Annotated in this window: 15 protein-coding genes; 9 read left to right on the forward strand and 6 right to left on the reverse strand. The window is 37.7% G+C overall.

The genetic code is table 11. The features are described 5' to 3' along the window. Positions 1-167 precede the first annotated feature (167 nt). Positions 168-698 carry a pyridoxamine 5'-phosphate oxidase family protein gene (locus LUD75_RS10065; protein WP_232705539.1) on the reverse strand — a complete coding sequence of 177 codons (531 nt, stop codon included), beginning with the start codon at positions 696-698 and terminating at the stop codon, positions 168-170. A 247-nt stretch (positions 699-945) separates the two neighbouring features. Between LUD75_RS10065 and ahcY the strand changes: the two genes are divergently transcribed. From ahcY to LUD75_RS10095, 6 genes are all read left to right on the forward strand, one after another. Continuing rightward, on the forward strand, positions 946-2,259 hold the full coding sequence (ahcY, locus tag LUD75_RS10070; RefSeq protein WP_232705540.1) for an adenosylhomocysteinase: 1,314 nt from the start codon (positions 946-948) through the stop codon (positions 2,257-2,259). A gap of 364 nt (positions 2,260-2,623) precedes the next feature. Further along, complete coding sequence (yiaA, locus tag LUD75_RS10075) at positions 2,624-3,016, forward strand: inner membrane protein YiaA (protein ID WP_232705541.1); 393 nt, start codon at positions 2,624-2,626, stop codon at positions 3,014-3,016. 167 nt (positions 3,017-3,183) lie between these two features. Continuing rightward, positions 3,184-3,744, forward strand: a complete 561-nt coding sequence (locus LUD75_RS10080) for an acetate uptake transporter (RefSeq protein WP_232705542.1) — start codon at positions 3,184-3,186, stop codon at positions 3,742-3,744. 107 nt (positions 3,745-3,851) lie between these two features. Next, entirely contained in the window at positions 3,852-5,294 is a 1,443-nt protein-coding gene (locus LUD75_RS10085) for an aminoacyl-histidine dipeptidase (protein WP_232705543.1), read from the forward strand. Positions 5,295-5,433: 139 nt separating this feature from the next. After that, positions 5,434-8,175 carry a M4 family metallopeptidase gene (locus tag LUD75_RS10090; RefSeq protein ID WP_232705544.1) on the forward strand — a complete coding sequence of 914 codons (2,742 nt, stop codon included), beginning with the start codon at positions 5,434-5,436 and terminating at the stop codon, positions 8,173-8,175. A gap of 228 nt (positions 8,176-8,403) precedes the next feature. Further along, on the forward strand, positions 8,404-11,148 hold the full coding sequence (locus LUD75_RS10095) for a M4 family metallopeptidase (protein WP_232705545.1): 2,745 nt from the start codon (positions 8,404-8,406) through the stop codon (positions 11,146-11,148). 123 nt (positions 11,149-11,271) lie between these two features. On the opposite strand, the gene LUD75_RS10100 is transcribed toward LUD75_RS10095, so the two are convergent. After that, positions 11,272-11,772 (reverse strand): peptidylprolyl isomerase, encoded by a 501-nt coding sequence (locus LUD75_RS10100; protein ID WP_232705546.1) that lies wholly within the window; start codon positions 11,770-11,772, stop codon positions 11,272-11,274. Between the two features lie 150 nt (positions 11,773-11,922). Here LUD75_RS10100 and radA point away from each other — a divergent pair, with 150 nt between their 5' ends. Then, entirely contained in the window at positions 11,923-13,266 is a 1,344-nt protein-coding gene (gene radA / locus LUD75_RS10105) for a DNA repair protein RadA (RefSeq protein WP_232705547.1), read from the forward strand. Between the two features lie 73 nt (positions 13,267-13,339). Here the strand turns inward: radA and LUD75_RS10110 are convergent, their stop codons facing one another. Genes LUD75_RS10110 through LUD75_RS10120 form a run of 3 tightly spaced genes read right to left on the reverse strand, consistent with a single transcriptional unit; the run spans position 13,340 to position 15,842 of the window. After that, complete coding sequence (locus tag LUD75_RS10110) at positions 13,340-14,125, reverse strand: hypothetical protein (RefSeq protein WP_232705548.1); 786 nt, start codon at positions 14,123-14,125, stop codon at positions 13,340-13,342. Beyond that, a complete protein-coding gene (locus LUD75_RS10115; protein WP_232705549.1) occupies positions 14,122-14,949 on the reverse strand; it encodes a hypothetical protein in 828 nt (275 codons plus the stop codon). Before LUD75_RS10115 ends, LUD75_RS10110 begins: the two co-directional genes overlap by 4 nt. Then, entirely contained in the window at positions 14,949-15,842 is an 894-nt protein-coding gene (locus LUD75_RS10120) for a hypothetical protein (RefSeq protein ID WP_232705550.1), read from the reverse strand. The genes LUD75_RS10115 and LUD75_RS10120 overlap by 1 nt, the downstream gene beginning before the upstream one ends. Before the next feature lie 528 nt (positions 15,843-16,370). Between LUD75_RS10120 and LUD75_RS10125 the strand changes: the two genes are divergently transcribed. Beyond that, positions 16,371-16,943, forward strand: coding sequence for an ACP phosphodiesterase (locus LUD75_RS10125; RefSeq protein ID WP_232705551.1), 573 nt, complete (start codon positions 16,371-16,373; stop codon positions 16,941-16,943). Positions 16,944-17,091: 148 nt separating this feature from the next. Further along, on the forward strand, positions 17,092-18,498 hold the full coding sequence (locus tag LUD75_RS10130) for a tetratricopeptide repeat protein (protein ID WP_232705552.1): 1,407 nt from the start codon (positions 17,092-17,094) through the stop codon (positions 18,496-18,498). Between the two features lie 341 nt (positions 18,499-18,839). On the opposite strand, the gene LUD75_RS10135 is transcribed toward LUD75_RS10130, so the two are convergent. Next, positions 18,840-19,256, reverse strand: a complete 417-nt coding sequence (locus tag LUD75_RS10135; RefSeq protein WP_232705645.1) for a VOC family protein — start codon at positions 19,254-19,256, stop codon at positions 18,840-18,842. Between the last annotated feature and the right edge of the window lie 29 nt (positions 19,257-19,285).

The following is a 19,285-nucleotide window of genomic DNA, read 5'->3' on the forward strand; positions in this document are numbered from 1 at the left end:
TAAAGGAGTCTTAAAGATTAAATAATCAAAATTAAATAGAAAAGCTATTTTTCCTTTTTAAGCTAAATCTTTAAGTTTTTAAAAACTATGTGTCTATGTGGTTAAAATTATTTAAAATATAAAAGGCTTAGTTTTCACTAAGCCTTTTTATATAGTAGAAATCTTTATTACTTCTGTGTATGATTGATATCGTTTCTGTGTTCCATGATTTCAAGATTCGCATCTACAAAATAAGCACTTCCGAAACCATTCACGTACGCACCCTTCACAGGATGAAGCGCAACTAAGATAAAATCTGTCATTTCGTTCAAAACATCTACTATTTTTCCGTGTCTTTCTTTCAGTTTTCCAACCACATTGTTCCAGTCCGCAGAATCTCTCTCGATTTGAGAAGTAGAAACCTCAACAGTCAGTCTTTCTCTTGCGTAAACCTGTTTCGTCGTAGACTCATCCTCGATGAACATTGCAGAAACTTTTCTACCTTCCGAAAGATTCTTCGTGTGTTTTGCCATAAAAGAAACCAGAATATAGAATTTGTTGTCAATCTCCACAAACGGCGCGTAGCTCGCATTCGGCGTTCCTTCTGCATCTACAGTTGCCAACGTAACGCTAAGTGTTCTGGCGATTAATTCTTTTACTTTTGGAGCAACCGGTTTTGCATCTCTCTTCGCTTCTTGTGTATGTGTACTTTCACTCATAATGTAAATTTATTTTGAATAGATATTAATTTGGATGTTAATGAAAATCAATTGAAAATGATAAAATCAATGTTTATCAGCGTTCATTACTTTGCAAAAGTAGTTATTTAGAATTAGAATAAATAATTTTGGTTAATGTATAATTTCATATAATGGATCACACTTCTTAATTTTTATATCTTAATTATATATTGTAATTTTGCAACTTAGTTTAAAAAACTGATTTTAAATTTATTTCATTATAAATATGAGTACAACAACACAATACGTTCCTTATAAAGTTAAGGATATTTCCTTAGCAGAATGGGGAAGAAAAGAAATCACTTTGGCGGAAGCTGAGATGCCAGGTTTGATGTCTATCCGTGAAGAATTCGGACCATTGCAACCACTTAAAGGCGCTAGAATCGCAGGATGTCTTCACATGACAATCCAGACTGCAGTTTTGATCGAAACTTTGGTAGCACTAGGTGCTGAAGTAACTTGGTCTTCTTGCAACATCTTCTCTACTCAGGATCACGCCGCTGCTGCAATTGCTGCTGCCGGAATTCCTGTTTACGCCTGGAAAGGTCTTAACGAAGAAGAATTTGACTGGTGTATCGAGCAGACTCTTTTCTTTGGTGAAGACAGAAAACCATTGAATATGATTCTTGATGACGGTGGAGATTTGACCAATATGGTTTTTGACAGATATCCGGAATTCACAAAAGACATCAAAGGACTTTCTGAAGAAACCACAACCGGTGTTCACAGATTGTACGAAAGAATGAAAAACGGAACTTTGGTAATGCCTGCAATCAACGTGAATGATTCTGTTACCAAATCTAAATTCGATAACAAATACGGTTGTAAAGAATCTGCAGTAGATGCTGTAAGAAGAGCGACAGACCTTATGCTTGCCGGAAAAAGAGTTGTAGTTTGCGGATACGGAGACGTTGGTAAAGGAACTGCAGCATCTTTCAGAGGAGCTGGTTCTATCGTGACTGTGACTGAAATTGACCCAATCTGCGCGCTTCAAGCTGCAATGGACGGATACGAAGTGAAAAGATTGGACACAGTTGTTGACAATGCTGATATCATCATTACAACTACAGGAAACTTCAACATCGTAAAAGGAAACCACTTCCTTAAAATGAAAGATAAAGCAGTAGTTTGTAACATCGGTCACTTCGACAACGAAATCGATATGGCTTGGTTGAACGAAAACTACGGTCACACAAAATCTGAAGTGAAGCCTCAGGTTGACATCTACACCATCGAAGGTAAAGAAGTAATTATTCTTGCAGAAGGAAGATTGGTAAACCTTGGTTGCGCAACTGGCCATCCAAGTTTTGTAATGTCTAACTCATTCAGTAACCAGACTTTAGCTCAAATCGAACTTTGGACCAACTCTGCAGCTTACGGAAATGAAGTTTATATGTTGCCAAAACATTTGGATGAAAAAGTAGCAGAATTACACCTTAAGAAATTAAGCGTAGAATTGGAAACCCTTACACCAGAACAAGCTGATTACATCGGCGTTGACGTGAAAGGACCTTTCAAACCGGAATATTACAGATACTAAATGCTGGAAGTCAGAAGTCGGAAGATGGATGACGAAAATATAATAAGAACGCTTCAGAATTTTCTGGGGCGTTTTTTTTATCTTTACAACATTCTAAAACTCATTCACTCTCCGACTCTCAAACCCTCAAACTCCCCCACCCAATCAGGAGCTATTTCCCGCTATCCGCTATTACTCCTCGCGCCATCGCTCTCCAACCCCAAACCCACCAATTCTCCAACCCAACTGTGGGGTAACCGCTACTATCGGGGCTATGGGTTTTCTCTTTTGATAGAAATTTTCTCAACAAATCTCAACGACTTCAATTGATTTATCAAAAAAAGAATATATTTGATATTATAAAATCATTAAAAAACAAAAACTAATGGCAAAACAAAAAGTGTCAAATGCTTTCGTAGCGGCATCTTGGGTCGCCTTGGGCGCAGGAATGATTGGTTTCATCACAGGACTTGCCCGCGCCGAAATGGAACTGAATGAGAAAGGCTACTACTTCACCATCCTGCTCTACGGCTTATTTGCTGTAGTTTCTTTACAGAAAGCCGTTCGTGACAAAATGGAAAATATCAAAGTAACCGATATCTATTACGGACTTTGTTGGTTCGCCACATTATCATCGATCGTTTTACTTGTAATTGGGCTTTGGAACGCGACGATTCTTCCAAGTGAAAAAGGATTTTACGCCTTTGCATTTTTGCTCGCCCTTTTCGGAGCGATTGCCGTGCAGAAAAATACACGTGATAATATGATGGAAGATTAAACTCATATAAATTACAGGCTCTCAAATATTTGAGAGCTTTTTTATTATATTCATAAAAATAACAGCTCTGTCAAAATTTGTAAATTGTAAAATAAATTTTTATAAAACATACCCAAAATACATTATTTTAAGCCAACGCTAACTCATCATAATTCTTATTAATAATTATGGAACAAATTATCAAAGACACGACTGCCAATCCTGCACCATTAGGACTTTTTGGCTTTGGAATGACAACTATTTTATTAAACATCCACAATGCTGGTTTCTTTGAACTCAATGCCATGATTATGGGAATGGGCATCTTTTTCGGTGGTTTGCAGCAAGTGATTGCGGGCATTATGGAATGGAAAAAAGGGAACATATTTGCAATGTCAGCATTTACCTCTTACGGATTTTTCTGGATTTCGCTGGTTACGTTATGGCTTTTGCCTTTGATAGGCGTTGCAAAGCCTGACGGAAATTCGATGGGATGTTATTTAGGAATGTGGGGATTATTTACATTTGCCCTATTCATAGGCACATTGAAAGGAAATACCATTGGGAAGCTTATTTTTGGTTCTCTCGTTTTACTCTTTGCATTGTTGTCCGCAGCTAGTTTTACCGGGAACGAAAACATCCACACAATTGCCGGCTACGAAGGGATTCTTTGTGGATCTTTTGCGTTTTATGAAGCAGCAGCTTTAGTCATTAATGAAAAACTAGGAAGAAAAGTTTTGCCATTATAACAGTTTCAAAATACTAAAACTACGCAATCGCCGAGCACTTCTATCGATTCATCCTTGTCTCCTGATACTTTTCTTAGTAAATTGCTAACTTAAAAATTTCAAAAAAAATGGAATATTCTCAACTGGAACCAAAAGTGATCTGGAAAAACTTCGAAGCACTTAATTCCGTTCCAAGACCTTCGAAAAAAGAAGAAAAAGTTATCAAATTCATAAAGGAATTCGGGGAAAAACTTGGATTACCAACGACAGTTGACGAAACAGGAAATGTCATCATCACAAAACCTGCAACTGCCGGAATGGAAAATCGTCAGCAAATAGTGATGCAATCCCACCTTGATATGGTTTGTCAAAAAAACAACGACGTCGATTTTGACTTCGAAACTCAGGGCATCCAGATGTTTGTAGATGGTGATTGGGTAAAAGCGAAAGGAACCACTTTGGGCGCTGACAACGGTTTGGGTGTTGCGACCATAATGTCGATTCTTGAAAGTAATGACATTGCTCATCCAGATTTGGAAGCACTTTTCACAATTGATGAAGAAACCGGAATGACCGGCGCTTTAGCTTTGAAACCCGGACAATTGAAAGGCGAAATCTTATTAAACCTTGACACCGAGGAAGATGACGAAATCGACATCGGATGTGCCGGTGGTGTTGATGTAACAGCGTCTACTAAATTTGATTTAAATGAAGTTAAAGACAATACTTTTAAAATTGAAATCAAAGGTTTGCAAGGTGGACATTCCGGAATGGATATCATAAAGGGTCTTGGAAATTCTAATAAACTTCTTGGAAGATTCTTATTTTTAGCTTTAGAAAATCAAATTCAATTAGTTTCGATTGATGGCGGAAGTTTGAGAAATGCGATTCCTAGAGAAGCTGTTTCAATATTTTCAGTAGAAAATTCTTCTGAGTTTCTGAAAAAAGCAGAACAACTGAAATCTGAAATTTTAGAAGAATTTGCTTCATTAGAAAAAGATTTAATTATCAATATCGAAAAAACAGATTCTTCTGAAAATGCGATCAGTTTTGAAGATTCGAAGAAAGTCATTTTTACAATAAATGCCGCTCACAACGGCGTTTTCCGGATGAGTCCCGATGTAGAAGGATTGGTAGAAGCATCCAACAATGTTGCAAGAGTCGAATTAAAAAATGGCGGAATCAAAATCCTCAATCTAACCAGATCATCCGTTGAATCTACAAAATGGGAAGTTGCAAACCAGCTGAAATCTGCATTTGAAAGCAATGGTCTGAAAACAGAGTTTGGTGGTTCATATCCAGGCTGGAAACCAAAACCGGATGCAGAAATCATCCAAGTGATGACGGATCTTTATGAAAATAATTTTGGAGAAAAACCAATGGTTGTTGCCTGCCACGCCGGTTTAGAATGCGGCATCATCGGTGCCAATTATCCGAAAATGGAAATGGTAAGTTTCGGGCCAACGATCAAAGGCGCGCACTCGCCGGATGAACGAGCGAATGTTGCTTCGGTTCAGAAATTCTGGAAGTACACGCAGGAAATTTTGAAAAACATTCCGATCAAGAAATAACCTTATATTACAATCCGGCTGAAATGCCGGATTTTTTATTTTACTTAATATTAATTAAAAATTTAATAATTTAATACAGTCGATATTTAATTTAATTCAAAAATTAACTACTTTAGCAAACAAATTAATATTAGTGCATATGAAGAAACAATTACTATGTTTAGGAGTTCTGGGCTTGTTTTTAGGATCCACAAGTGCTTTTACGGCTCAGAATTATATCAATAAAAAAATCAAAGATGAGCAAGGCAATCTGAGCCTTGTTACTTTTAATCAAAACAGCAATCTGACCTCATCTTCCGCCAACTCGATTTTTGCCGAAGTTCTGAAATTAGCGCCTAATGTAGAATTAAGATTAAGTCAAAATTTAGCCGAAGGAAAATTCTCGGACGAGAAATACAAAATGTTTTTCAATAATATTCCGGTAGAATTTGGCGGTTACAATCTTCATTACAAAGAAGGAAAGCTGACCAGTATGAACGGGGAAATCTTCTCTACAGAAAATGCTAAAACCAATCCACAGATCACTGCTGCTGATGCATTTCAGAAAGCTTTGAATAGCGTGAAAGCTGAGAAATATATGTGGGAAGATGCTGTATATGTTGCAGAAAATAAGTACAAAAAACCGGAAGGACAATTGGTTCTACTTCCCGTGCAGACCAATGAGGGAGAGATCAAACTTTTCCTGGCTTATAAATTTGATATTTATGCTGCACAGCCAATCAGCAGAGCGATTATTTATGTAGACGCAATCGACGGAAGAATTATTTTTTCCAATGCTGTTCTAAAACATCAAAACGATAATCTGATTCAAATTAATTCAAAAAAGGAAACGCCGATCAGCATTGCAACTGCGTACAAAAATCCACTGGTATTTGAAACCGGAAATGCAGACACAAGATACAGCGGTGCGAAACAGATCGAAACCACATTGGTCTCCGGAAGCTATGTGTTGCAAGACGCCACCAGAGGAAATGGCGTGAAAACTTATAACCTTAAGAAATCTTCTACCATCAGCTCAGGTGTAGATTTTAAAGATACCGACAACAACTGGACCACTGCGGAACATAATAATTCTACATTTGACAATGCTGCATTGGACGCACATTGGGGCGTTGAGAAGACTTATGATTACTTCAAAACAACCTTCAACAGAAATAGTTATGACAATGCTGGTGCAGTCTTGAAAAGCTACGTGCATTACGGCAGTAGTTATGAGAATGCTGGCTGGTCTGGCACCGAAATGATCTATGGTGATGGCGCTTCAACATTCCGTCCGTTGACAGCATTTGATGTGACAGCGCACGAATTGGGACACGCCGTTTGCGAATATACAGCCGACTTGGCTTACCAGAGAGAATCCGGCGCAATGAATGAAGGTTTTTCTGATATTTGGGGCGCAGTAGTCGAGCACAAATATGCTCCGGAAAAACAGAATTTCTTGATTGGTGAAGATATTACCATTGCTACTCCAGGTTATTTGAGATCTATGAGCAATCCAAAAGTTGCCCTTTCAAAACAGCCAGATACTTACCGTGGAATCAACTGGAAAGCTGCAACTGTAGAAGAAGGCTGTACAACACCGATTGGCGGATCTTTTGGAAACGACTATTGCGGGGTACACACCAACAGCGGCGTTCTAAACCATTGGTTTTACATTCTCGTGATGGGAAAAACAGGAACCAACGATCTTGGAAAATCTTACAGCGTAACGGGAATCGGCTGGGACAAAGCAGAGAAAATTGTTTATAAATTAGAGTCCACTTATCTTACCGCTAACTCTACTTACAAAAACGCGCGGGATTTTGGCGTTCAGGTTGCAAAGGAATTATTTGGAGACAAAACCCCGGAAGCTATTGCAACTCAGGATGCTTTCTATGCGGTGGGAATTGGAACGAAATATCTGGCCGTTCCAGACACTACTCCACCAACAATTCCTACAAATCTGGTTGCAAGCAATACCAAAGGTACAAGTACTAATCTCAACTGGAATGCTTCTACAGATAATGAAGATATGGACGGCTACATCATCTACAAAGACGGTGTTGAAATCGCCAGAATATCTACTTTAACGTATAAAGTGACAGGATTAACCAGACAGACAACTTATAATTTCACAGTCAAAGCAAAGGATGTTTATGACAACATTTCTGCAGTAAGCAACACCGCCACTGTAACGACTACAAACCAGGTTGAATATTGCACATCCGCAGGAACGAGCACAGCAGATGAAAAAATCAAACGTGTCGTTTTTGGAACGATTGATAATACTAGTACTGGCACAACCGGCTATGAGGACTTTACAAATCTGTCGACAGAAGTTACCGAATCCAAATCTTATCCTATCAGCATCACTCCGGTTTGGACAGGCACTGTTTACAACGAAGCGTACACCGTATTTATTGACTGGAATGCAGATGGCGATTTTGATGATGCCAATGAAAAAGCCTTCACACAAGCCGGAACTAAAAATACACCTGTAACCGGAACCATCACCGTTCCTAGTGGAATTGCTTTCGATACGCCTTTGGTGATGAGAGTTTCTATGAAATTCAACACCGTGCCGACTGCTTGTGAAACATTCTCTTACGGACAGGTTGAGGATTATACTCTGATCGGTAAAAAATTCCTGGCTGTATCCGATGCTGCGAAAGGAAATGCGACTCTTTTATATCCAAATCCTGTGAAAGATCTGATCAATATCCAGTCAAAAGATTCTGCTGAGTTTTCTTATCAGATTTATAGTGCTGCCGGACAAATTGTTCTGAAAGGTAAATCTGCTGATAAAAAAATCAATGCACAGAATTTGTCTTCTGGAAATTACATTATCGAACTGACAGATAAAAACGGAGAGAAAACCACTCAGAAGTTTATCAAAAAATAAAATTTAAAATTAATCTCATCAAAGCTTCCAAATCTGGAAGCTTTTTTTGTTTAATAATGTTGATCACATAAGTGTTTAATTATCTATTCAAAAACAAATATATCAATCATCCACAACAATTATTATCAAATTTAAACTTTAATCACAATTTATTTAATAATAATTAATCAAAATAACATTTGTACTGAATTTTTTAATTAATTTAGTAACGTAAAAAAAATATATAAGATGAAAAAAAATTTACTAAATCTAGGTCTTATAGGATTGCTCGGCTTCACGGCTAACTTAAAAGGACAAGAGTACATTGAGAAAAAAGTAACCGAGAAAAATGGCAACATCAGTCTCGTGACTTTTAAAAGCGATGCCAAATTAAAATCTAATTCAAAATCTGAATTGTTTAAGGACGTTCTTAAACTTTCTCCAAATTCCGAACTTCGTCTTTCCAAATTTGAAAAAGATGCGACAGGCAATTTTCTGGATGAGAAATACCAACTCTATTACAATAATATTAAAGTAGAATTCGGAATCTATAATTTGCATTACAAAAATGGCAGTCTTACCAGCATGAATGGTGAAATCTTCGGTACTGAAAATGTAAAAACATCACCAAGTATTTCTTCATCATCAGCCTTAGACAAAGCAATTACAAGTGTAGGTGCGGAAAAATATATGTGGGACGATTTCGCAAGTAATGTTGATCATTACAAAAAACCAAGCGGAGAACTAGTCCTTCTTCCTTTGCAGCAGGCAGATGAAACATTTAAACTGACATTAGCTTATAAATTTGATGTTTTTGCATCGCAGCCAATGAGCAGAGCTTATATCTATGTGGATGCTGCCACTGGAAAAATTCTTTTGACCGACGCCATCATAAAGCACGCAACCCACAACAACGTTTTAACAAAAGATCTTGATACAGAAAAAATGATTTCTGATGTCAAGGATTCAAATCTTAAAACGACGCTATCCAACCTGGTTCCTGCAAATGCGGATACGCGTTACACAGGTGCACAGTCGATAGAAACATCTTTGGCATCGTCGGGCACCAATTATATTTTGTATGACACCACAAGAGGAAGCGGTGTGCGAACATATAATTTGAAAAAGAGCACTACCATCACTAACACAGATTTTACAGATGCAGATAACAACTGGACTGCTGCAGAATTTAACAATTCGACCTTTGACAATGCAGCTTTGGACGCGCATTTCGGTGTTGAAAAAACTTATGATTACTTTAAAAATGTTCACAACAGAGACAGTTATGACAACTTAGGATCAATTCTGAGAAGTTATGTGCATTATGGGAACAATATAAATAATGCTTTTTGGTCAGGCACCTATATGCTCTACGGAGACGGCGACAGAACTTCTAACTTTAATGTGTTGACGGCGTTTGACGTAACGGCACACGAGCTTGGTCACGGCGTTTGTGCATTTACCGCAAATCTAACTTACAACCGGGAATCCGGCGCAATGAATGAGGGCCTTTCCGACATTTGGGGCGCAGTTGTGGAACACACTTATTTACCGAATAAACAGGCATTTTCCATTGGCGAAGATATCACATTATATTCTCCGTACTACCTAAGATCGATGAGCAATCCGAAATCTGCAGGACAGCCGGACACGTACCGCGGACTCAACTGGATTCCGGCAACAGTAGCTGAAGGATGCATCACACCAGGTCAAAACACGAATGATTACTGCGGCGTTCATACCAACAGCGGCGTTTTGAACCATTGGTACTATGTATTAGTTCAGGGTAAAACAGGAACTAATGATATTGGAAAATCTTATTCAGTAACCGGAATCGGATTTGAAAAAGCAGCCAAAATCGTTTACCGATTAGAAACCAATTACCTGACAGCTAACGCTACATATATGAATGCCCGAGATTATGGCATTCAGGCGGCAATCGATTTGTATGGAGCAGCTTCGGCGGAGGCTATTGCAACACAAGATGCTTTTTATGCAGTAGGTTTGGGTGCAAAATATAATCCAGTTCCGGATACTATAGCGCCGACAACGCCATTAAATCTTACTGCTTCCGAAACTACGCACGTTTCGACCTATCTCAAATGGGACGCGGCGACAGATAATTTTGCAATGGACGGATACAACATTTATAAAGATGATGTTCTTCTGACTTCAACCTACAACACTACTTATTACGTGACGGGACTTACTGCAGCCACCAGCTATAATTTTAAGATTAAAGCAAAAGACGAAGCCGGAAATTTATCCGAATTCAGTAATAATGCAGCTGTCACAACTTTAGCAACAGGAAATACTTACTGTACTTCTCAAGCCGGAAACACCAGCTTTATGAAGATCAAAAATGTAAAACTAAATACAATTGACAACACAAGTACGAGCGGAAACGGGTATGAAGATTTTTCTTACATCTCAACCAATCTGACGAAAGGAAATCAATACACGATCACTTTGACACCGGAATTCAGTTCGACAGCTTACAACTTACGTTATTACATTTATGCGGATTACAACAACAATGGTGTCTTCACAAACACAGGAGAAAATGTTGCAACGACTTCCTCTACAGGCACGGTTTCCGCTACATTTACAGTCCCTACAACAGCAGTGACAGGAAAAGTAAGGCTCAGAATTGTGGGATCCTACAACGCCGCTACTTCTTGTAATACAAACACTTACGGACAGACAGAAGATTATTCAATCAATCTTCAGAGTGAAGTCTTGGCAGTTTCTGATGTTAATAAAGGAAATCAAACTCTCATCTATCCAAATCCGGTAAAAGATTTCATCAACATTCAATCAAAAGATTCCAGTGAATTGTCTTACCAGATTTACAATACTGCAGGACAAGTGGTTGCGACAGGCAAATCATCTGACAAAAAGATTAATGCTCAAAAACTATCTTCAGGAAATTACATTTTGGAATTGACCGATAGAAACGGAGAGAAAACCACTCAGAAGTTTATTAAGAAATAATTTTAAATAACTAAACCAAAACTCCCAAGCCCGGGAGTTTTTTGTTTTAAGATAGATTATTACACACAAAAAAAGCACTCAAAAATTGAGTGCTTTGCTATATAATTCAGAAAGAATTTTTGATTAATGACCGGAATGACCGTCTTCGCCGTGAGCGTGGCCGTGCGCCAATTCTTCTTCTGTTGCCGGACGGGCATTTAGAATCTCAACATCGAAAAACAAACTCTTGCCTGCCATTGGATGATTGAGATCTACGTTTACAGTTTCTGGAGTTACTTCTACAACCATCGCCTGGAAGTTATTCCCCTGATTGTCTGCTAAAGGCAAAACAGCACCTACCGGAGGCAACTCCTGTCCTTCGAACATCGCTACAGGCAATTGTGTAACCGCTTCCGGATCTCTTTCGCCATAGCCTTCTGCCGGTGCAATCTCGAAAGAAGCCTTATCGCCGATATTCAGATTTTTAATTTCTTCTTCAAATTTCGGAATCATCATTCCAACACCGTAAAGAAATGTTAAAGCGTTTTCTGCAGAAGTTTCTTCCACAAACACTTTCTCTCCACTTTCATCATTAGTATGCAGAACGTACTTAAGCGTTACTACATGATTTTTGTCTAATGCCATTTTAAATTATTTAATATTACAATTTTTTGAAGATCTCATTCTTGATGTCTCCGCAGCAAAATTAAGCTTTTGAAAATTAAGTGATGAAATTTCAAAATAAAACTTCTTTTGAATCTTTTTCTTTTCCGAATTTTTATTGAACTTCGCAGAATGGCAAAACTCAAAACTCTCTATTTCTGTCAAAACTGCGGTGCACAATATTCGCAATGGCACGGGCAATGCAAAACCTGTGGCGAATGGAACACTCTGGTGGAAGAAATCGTTGAAAAAACCACAAAATCTGTGGCTGTAAAATCAAAATCTTCGATCATTAACATCATTGAAGTTGAAGCCATTGAGGAACCAAGAATCATCACACCTTCCGAAGAACTGAACCGTGTTTTAGGCGGCGGAATTGTCCTGGGATCTGTAACTTTGATCGGAGGAGAACCGGGAATTGGGAAGTCCACACTTCTTCTCCAATTAGCTTTGAAGATGAAGAAAAAAATACTTTATGTTTCCGGAGAAGAGAGTGCCTCTCAGATTAAAATGCGCGCCGACAGATTGGCAGAAGTCAAAAATCCGAACTGTTTTCTTTTTACAGAAACGTCGTTGGAAAAGATCATTCACGAGGCTCAGAAATTAGTGCCTGATTTTATGATTATCGATTCTATCCAGACTTTGCAATCGCAGCTGATCGAAAGTTCGCCCGGAACAGTTTCTCAAATCCGCGAATGTTCAAACGAAATCATCAAGTTTGCCAAAGAAAATAACATTCCGGTTTTCCTTGTCGGTCACATTACAAAAGACGGACAAATTGCCGGACCGAAAGTTTTGGAACATATGGTAGATGTGGTTCTTAATTTTGACGGTGACAGAAATCACCTGTTCAGATTGTTGAGAGCTAACAAAAATCGTTTTGGCTCTACGTCGGAAATTGGAATTTATGAAATGATTTCCAGTGGTTTAAAAGAAATCAAAAACCCTTCAGAAATTCTTATTACCAAGAAATTTGAGGAACTTTCCGGAAATTCAGTTGCGGTAACGCTTGAAGGCAATCGTCCGATGTTATTGGAAATTCAGGCGTTGGTATCGACAGCAGTTTACGGAACACCGCAGAGAAGTTCCACCGGTTTCGATTCCAAAAGACTGAATATGCTTTTGGCTGTTCTGGAAAAGCGAGCGGGTTTTCAACTCGGATCAAAAGATGTTTTCCTTAATATTACTGGCGGAATCAAGACAGATGATCCAGCTTTGGATCTGGCTGTAGTCGCTTCTATTTTATCCAGTAATGAAGATATTGCAATCTCCGAACATTATTGTTTTGCTGGAGAAATAGGACTTAGCGGCGAAATCCGTCCGGTTGCCCAAGTGGAACAACGGATTACCGAAGCTGAAAAATTGGGTTATGAAAAGATCTTCATTTCCAATCTTAATAAACTTCCGAAGAAAAAATTCGGAATCAAGGTTGAGGAGATCAGTAAGATTGAGGATTTTGTGGAGTCTTTATTTTAAATTAATAAAAAAAATGTGACTCAAGAATAATCCTGAGTCACAAATATTGCTGTCTTTAAGGTCTGGAATATTACTATAAAAATTTGTAGAAACTGGCTACAATACCTGCATTACTCACATTGGTTGGAGATGAGTTTGATGCACCGTCATTATGACTTAATCTGAGCCTCACGACTGTTGTCGACGCCAAAGTCAAGACATAGGAATATCTGTAACCCTGAATACCGCCATTAATGGTACCTACACCACTAACTATCGATGCAACTTTCAGATCTTTCAATGGAATTGGTGTCCCAGAATTATCTACTATGTCAGCACTCACCACATACAAATGATTGCCAGCAATAAAAACTGTGGAGTTGGTGGATGTCGGAGCAGCACCGTCGAAACTTACATCAATCTTATAAGTTCCAGCTGGTAAACTGATTGTAGAACCACCCGCAAAAGTAACACCTGGAATAGTATTAATAATTCCTGTTGTGTCAAAGGAAATAATGCTACTGGCTGTTGGTCCGCTTGCAATGACCGCTGTAGCTCCTTTTTTTTCTACTTTTAAAATCTGATCGTATTCATTATTGATGTACAGCTTTTCCCACTGAGAACCTGTCCAATAGTAATTTCCTTTCGGAAATGTTCCGCCTGTATTGTAAATCAATGATCCTTCTGCCGGAGATGCGACAGGAGAAGATGTACTGGAAAGACTGGTCAATGAATATTGCGGAATCAGGACACCTCTGTCTGTAGATGCTACATCCAATGCGGCTGATGCATCTGCGGCCGTATTGATTCCGACTTGAGCTGTCGCTAGGTTGAAGCCACAAAACACAATGGCTAAAATAAATAATTTTGAGCGTATCATAATTTTGAACTTTGAATGTGAATAAATGAATTAAGTACTGTTATTCTTCCATTATTTGGCGTATTACCGCCTACTCCATTGGAATAACTGCCACCAGAAGTGTGAGCCAGATTCAGTACAAACGAAGTCGTAGTAGCGACTGAAAAACTGAACAGAAAACCAGCAGCATGCTGTTTTGGATTTGTAGCAGCACTTGTATTAGATGTCTGATTGTCCTTGATCAAACTGCCATAGATCGTTGCCGGCGTTGTGCTGTCAACAAGTTTGGCAGCATAATTATGAAGATGTGTTTTAATAGTATTTCCAATTCCGGCAGCAGGATTCTCATCAGCAACCTGAATATTGAAGACCACCTGTACAGAATAATTACCGGGCGGAACCGTCATTACACCTGTTGCAGGCGTGTAAGAAGCTCCCGTAATACTGTTGAAAGTAGAAGTACCACCTACAACAGGCGCAAAAGTATCATTCGCCAAACCAGCAAGCATAATGGTAGAAGCTGTATTTCTCACAAGCATATTTGCTACAGAATTTTCTTTGGTTGCCAAAAGGCTCCAACTGCTGTTATTCCATATATAATATCCTTTTGGCAAAACAGAACTGGTATTGTAAACAATCAGACCTTCTACAGGATTTGCAATGGGCGTTGTATTACTCACAAGATTTGTAATATTGACTCTGGGTGGCAAAAAAGCCTTGTTTTTACTATTAGACATTTCTAACGCAGCAGAATTATCTACCGTCTGCAGATCTATCCCTACTTGTGATTTGACCGTTTGACTAAAGATCATAATCAAAATACTAATCATTATTTTTTTCATCATTATCTTAGTTTTGTTAGTTTAATAATTGTACCGCTGGCTAAAACATTAACCAAATCCTGATGTGAGGATCCTGTTTTTCTACCAATCTTCACGGTAAGTGACAAGTAATCGGTATCGTTTGAAGATGAAAAAATATGCTGAAAAGTAACCCTGTGTTCTTCCGGACTCAATCTGGATAATGTAGAACCTTCAGTTCTTTCATAATAAGAAAAAGCGCTGACCGTATTGGTACTAGGATTATAAGGCTGCACATAAAGGTCACTGTAATAACCCATATTCCAGTAAGCTCCGGAAAGTGCAGTTCCTCTGCCAGCATCCGGCGTAGGAGCAGCGATGAGGTAAGAAATTTCAATTTTATAAACACCAGGTCCCGTGATGATGTCCCAATGCGGGCCAGTTCCACTACTTGTATCATAGGGCTGCAAAACGGTCGTTCCCATTCTGAAACTTAGTCCGGGAATATATCCGGAATTAATGATCTTATAGTTGTTTGCTGCTGGACCGTTCACGAGGTAATCATCGTGTCCCTGATCACGGTTGTTTAGCTTTGCCACGTTTGCAATCAGACCAATTGTAGCAACTTTTGGCGTTTCCTTAAAATAAAGTTGTTTGTTCCAGCCACCAGTATTAGCATTAGCTGACGCGTCCCAGCTGTAAAGAGTTTTTGATAAAGTGGCTCCAGTATTGTAAATCAGCAATCCATCTTTTGGCGTTGCAGTAATAGGACCTTTGACAGCGGTACTATTAAGCGTAACTCTGGGAATCAATAAACCTTTGTTTGAACTTGTAACATCCAGGATTGCAGATGCATCGGGAAGATCTGTATTTATGCCTACTTGAGCATTGGCATTAATAAAAAACAGACCATACAGAATAAATATAAGTCGTCTCATTTGTGTGTTTTTTTTAATAAAAATAATTTTAAATTAAAGTTTGCAATAATACTAAAATTATTCGAACTTTAATATTTTTATAAAAATAATTAAAAATAATTAATAAAGCCTTAAATATTTAGTTAAATATTGAAAACAAAAAATCATTAATTACAGTTTATATTTAAAAATATAATTATGAGTGCAAAATCGACAATTATTAAATTTTTAATAATCTTACAAAAAAAATTAAATTTTTAAAAAACTGAGTGTTTGATTGCGATTAGAAGCGCTTTGCAATATATTTTTATTTTGATAACTGCTATATTTCATTTTATTAATTAACCAGCCATAAAAATTTATTAATAAACGCCACATAATTTGCAGAAAATACTCATTACCAACTAAAAAATATTAATTAGAAAAATCTTATAGTAATTATTAAGCAAAGTGCACAATCCCGCAAACATATTTTAAACACATTCGTATTTTAAGAAATGATTGTAGTAAATTAGAGTCTTAAAACCTCAAACAAAAAAAACACAGCATTTGAATTATCTTGCCCATTCCATTTTATCATTTTCCGACGGACAACTTGTTGGCAATATGATTGCGGATTTTATAAAAAATAACGAACGGGAAAACTTTCCTCCAGAAATTCAGGAAGGAATCAAACTTCATCGGGCAATCGATACTTTTACAGATGCACATCCTGCGGTTTCTGAAGCCAAAAAAATCTTCAGTCCGTTGGTAAGACTTTATTCCGGTGCCTTTGTGGATGTAGCTTTTGACTATTTTGTAGCACATCTCTACACCGAGCAGGATTTAAAAATACATTCTGCAAAAGCTTATAAAATCCTGTGGGAAAATGAAGAATGGTTGCCTGAACATTACAAAAAAATGCTCATAAGAATGGAGCACGATGACTGGCTGACTAACTACCGACAGGATCAGGGTATCAAATTCAGTATGCAAAACGTACTGCATAAGGCAAAATATCTTGAAAAGGACATTCCTGTTTTCGATGCTTTCCTACAACATAAACCTGAACTGCAGACCTGCTTTGATCAATTCTTTCCCGACATTCTTGCCGAATGCAAAAACAACTTTGGAATCATTTAGACCGCAAATCTAATACCCTAAAACCCTATTGTAAATATTCTATATTAATATACATTTATCTTTGAATTTTTAATATTTTTGCAGCTACATCATAACTGTGAGACCTACAAAAAAATTAATACTATTTCTATTTTCAATTTTGTGCACATTGACCACAGCACAAAATTACACTCCTAAAAAAATAGACAGCATTATTATCGGAACTTTCCAGCTCGCCGATAGAAATCAGGCTTTGAAAACAAGTCTTGACACTTACAGTATCTCAGAAAAGTCCGGATATTACTTAGGAAAAGCAAAGTCACTCAAAGCCATCATCAATTCGTATTTAGGACTTGGAGAGCAGCAAAAAGCTTTGGAAGCTGCAGACAAACTCCTGGATCTTGCCAGCAGCGAAAATGATGACTACCACTCTGTTCAGGCTCTGATAGCCAAAGCACTAGCTTTTTCTTACCTCGGTTTTTTTGATAAAGCTAATGAAACAAGTAGTGCCGCAGAAGTACTTTGCAAAAAAGTCAAAGACAATGATGAGTTCTACAGCTCGATGGGACAGATCTATGCAGGCCGGTCGGAAATCATGAATCTACAGTATCAGTCGCCGGAAAAAACCATTAAAAATGATCTCAAAAGCGTAGAGTTTTACAACAAAATTAAAGATCCAAAAAAGAGAAACGGCTGGCTCGCAATACAGTATTCTAGCGTAGGATACACTTATATTGATCTGGACATGCACAAAGAAGCGCTCTACTACAGCCGCAAAGCGTACCAACTTGCAAAATCAGAAAACGACTCTATAAACCAGGCTTTTGGTATGTATGGGATTGGAAACACCTATCTGGAAATGAATCAGCCGGACAGTTCCATTTATTATTACAAAAAAGCATTACCAATTTTCGAAAAAGCACAGGACATTTATAGACTGCAGTACATCTATGATGATATGGCAAACATCTATGAAAAACTGGGAGACGACAGACTTTACAGCTATTATTCCAAAAAGTCAAAAGAGCTTTACGATGTTATTAGAAAAAAAGAAAAGATAGAAACTGACCATATTTCGAAGAATATTATTGAGAGCGAAAAGACTGGCTGGTACAAAAATATGTATCTGATAATTGCAGGTATTATTCTTTTTTTCGTCGTGAAAATGTATTTTACAGTCAAGTACGTCAAAAGATTCCGACGAGAAAGACAAAGGCGGGTAAGAACGACAGTTCATCTCTTGGCAAAAGAAAAAGAGCTGGATCAATTGGAATCCAAAGTGAATGACGCTTTTGCAGAAGTACTGGAACTTGCAAAATGCAATGACTCTTCTTTCCTCAGCCGCTTCAAAGATGTCTATCCGGATTTCTATTACAGACTGAATATGGCATATCCCGAAATGACCAGTGGACAATTAAAATTTTGTGCATTTTTAAAGCTCAATTTTTCCACAAAAGAGATCGCACAATGTACACACATCTCCGTACGCAGCGTAGAAATGAAGAAAAGCAGACTTCGCAAGCAACTGAATATCTCTTCAGATATTGATCTGAATAACTGGATGATGAATTTCTAAAACTATTCACTTAAGAATTCAAGCATTGAGAATCAATATATTAACTTGATGTAGTAGACATGTTGTAGGTTAATTATTGCAGATATTATGTTAAATAGCAATCTTTGCCAATGATTGGAAAACAGTAATTCATTACTGACTAAATTTATTGCTCAACAGCGCTCGTTCAGATTCTAAAAACACACGGGAGAATGCAGATCTTAAAAGATTAATGTACAAATTCTTCAAACGATGATCAGCTGATTTTTCAAAATTCATATCAAACAGCTGATAAAAAAAACAAAGCTTTGAATCCAACAGATTCGAAGCTTTTTATTTTTCCTAATTATATATTTAAAATTTTATCGATGCTGATCTATCAAGATCTTGTTCCCATCCGGATCTGTCAATTCGATATAGGCCGGGCCTTTTGTTTTTTCGTCAGCTTGCGTTTTTAATTTAATTTGGTCACTTTTTAGTTTTTTCTGAATTTCGCGGACGTCTGTAAACGGATCCACCTCTTTCGCATTCTCGTCCCAGCCGGGATTGAAAGTCAGAATATTCCCTTCAAAATAGCCTTTGAAAATACCAATAATCGTGGTTCCGTTTTTCATAATGAGATAGTTCTGTTTCAGATCACCGCCCATTTGGGAAAAGCCAAGTTTTTCATAGAATTCCTTTGATACCTGAAGATCTTTTACATTTAGGCTAACCGAAAAAGCACCCAATGGAAGCTGAGTAGCATTTTCCTTTTTTTGCGAGAAAACATTGAGTGACATCGAAAATAATAAAAGAAAAATCAATTTTT

It is taken from the genome of Epilithonimonas sp. JDS, from assembly GCF_021261315.1.
Lineage (GTDB): Bacteria > Bacteroidota > Bacteroidia > Flavobacteriales > Weeksellaceae > Epilithonimonas.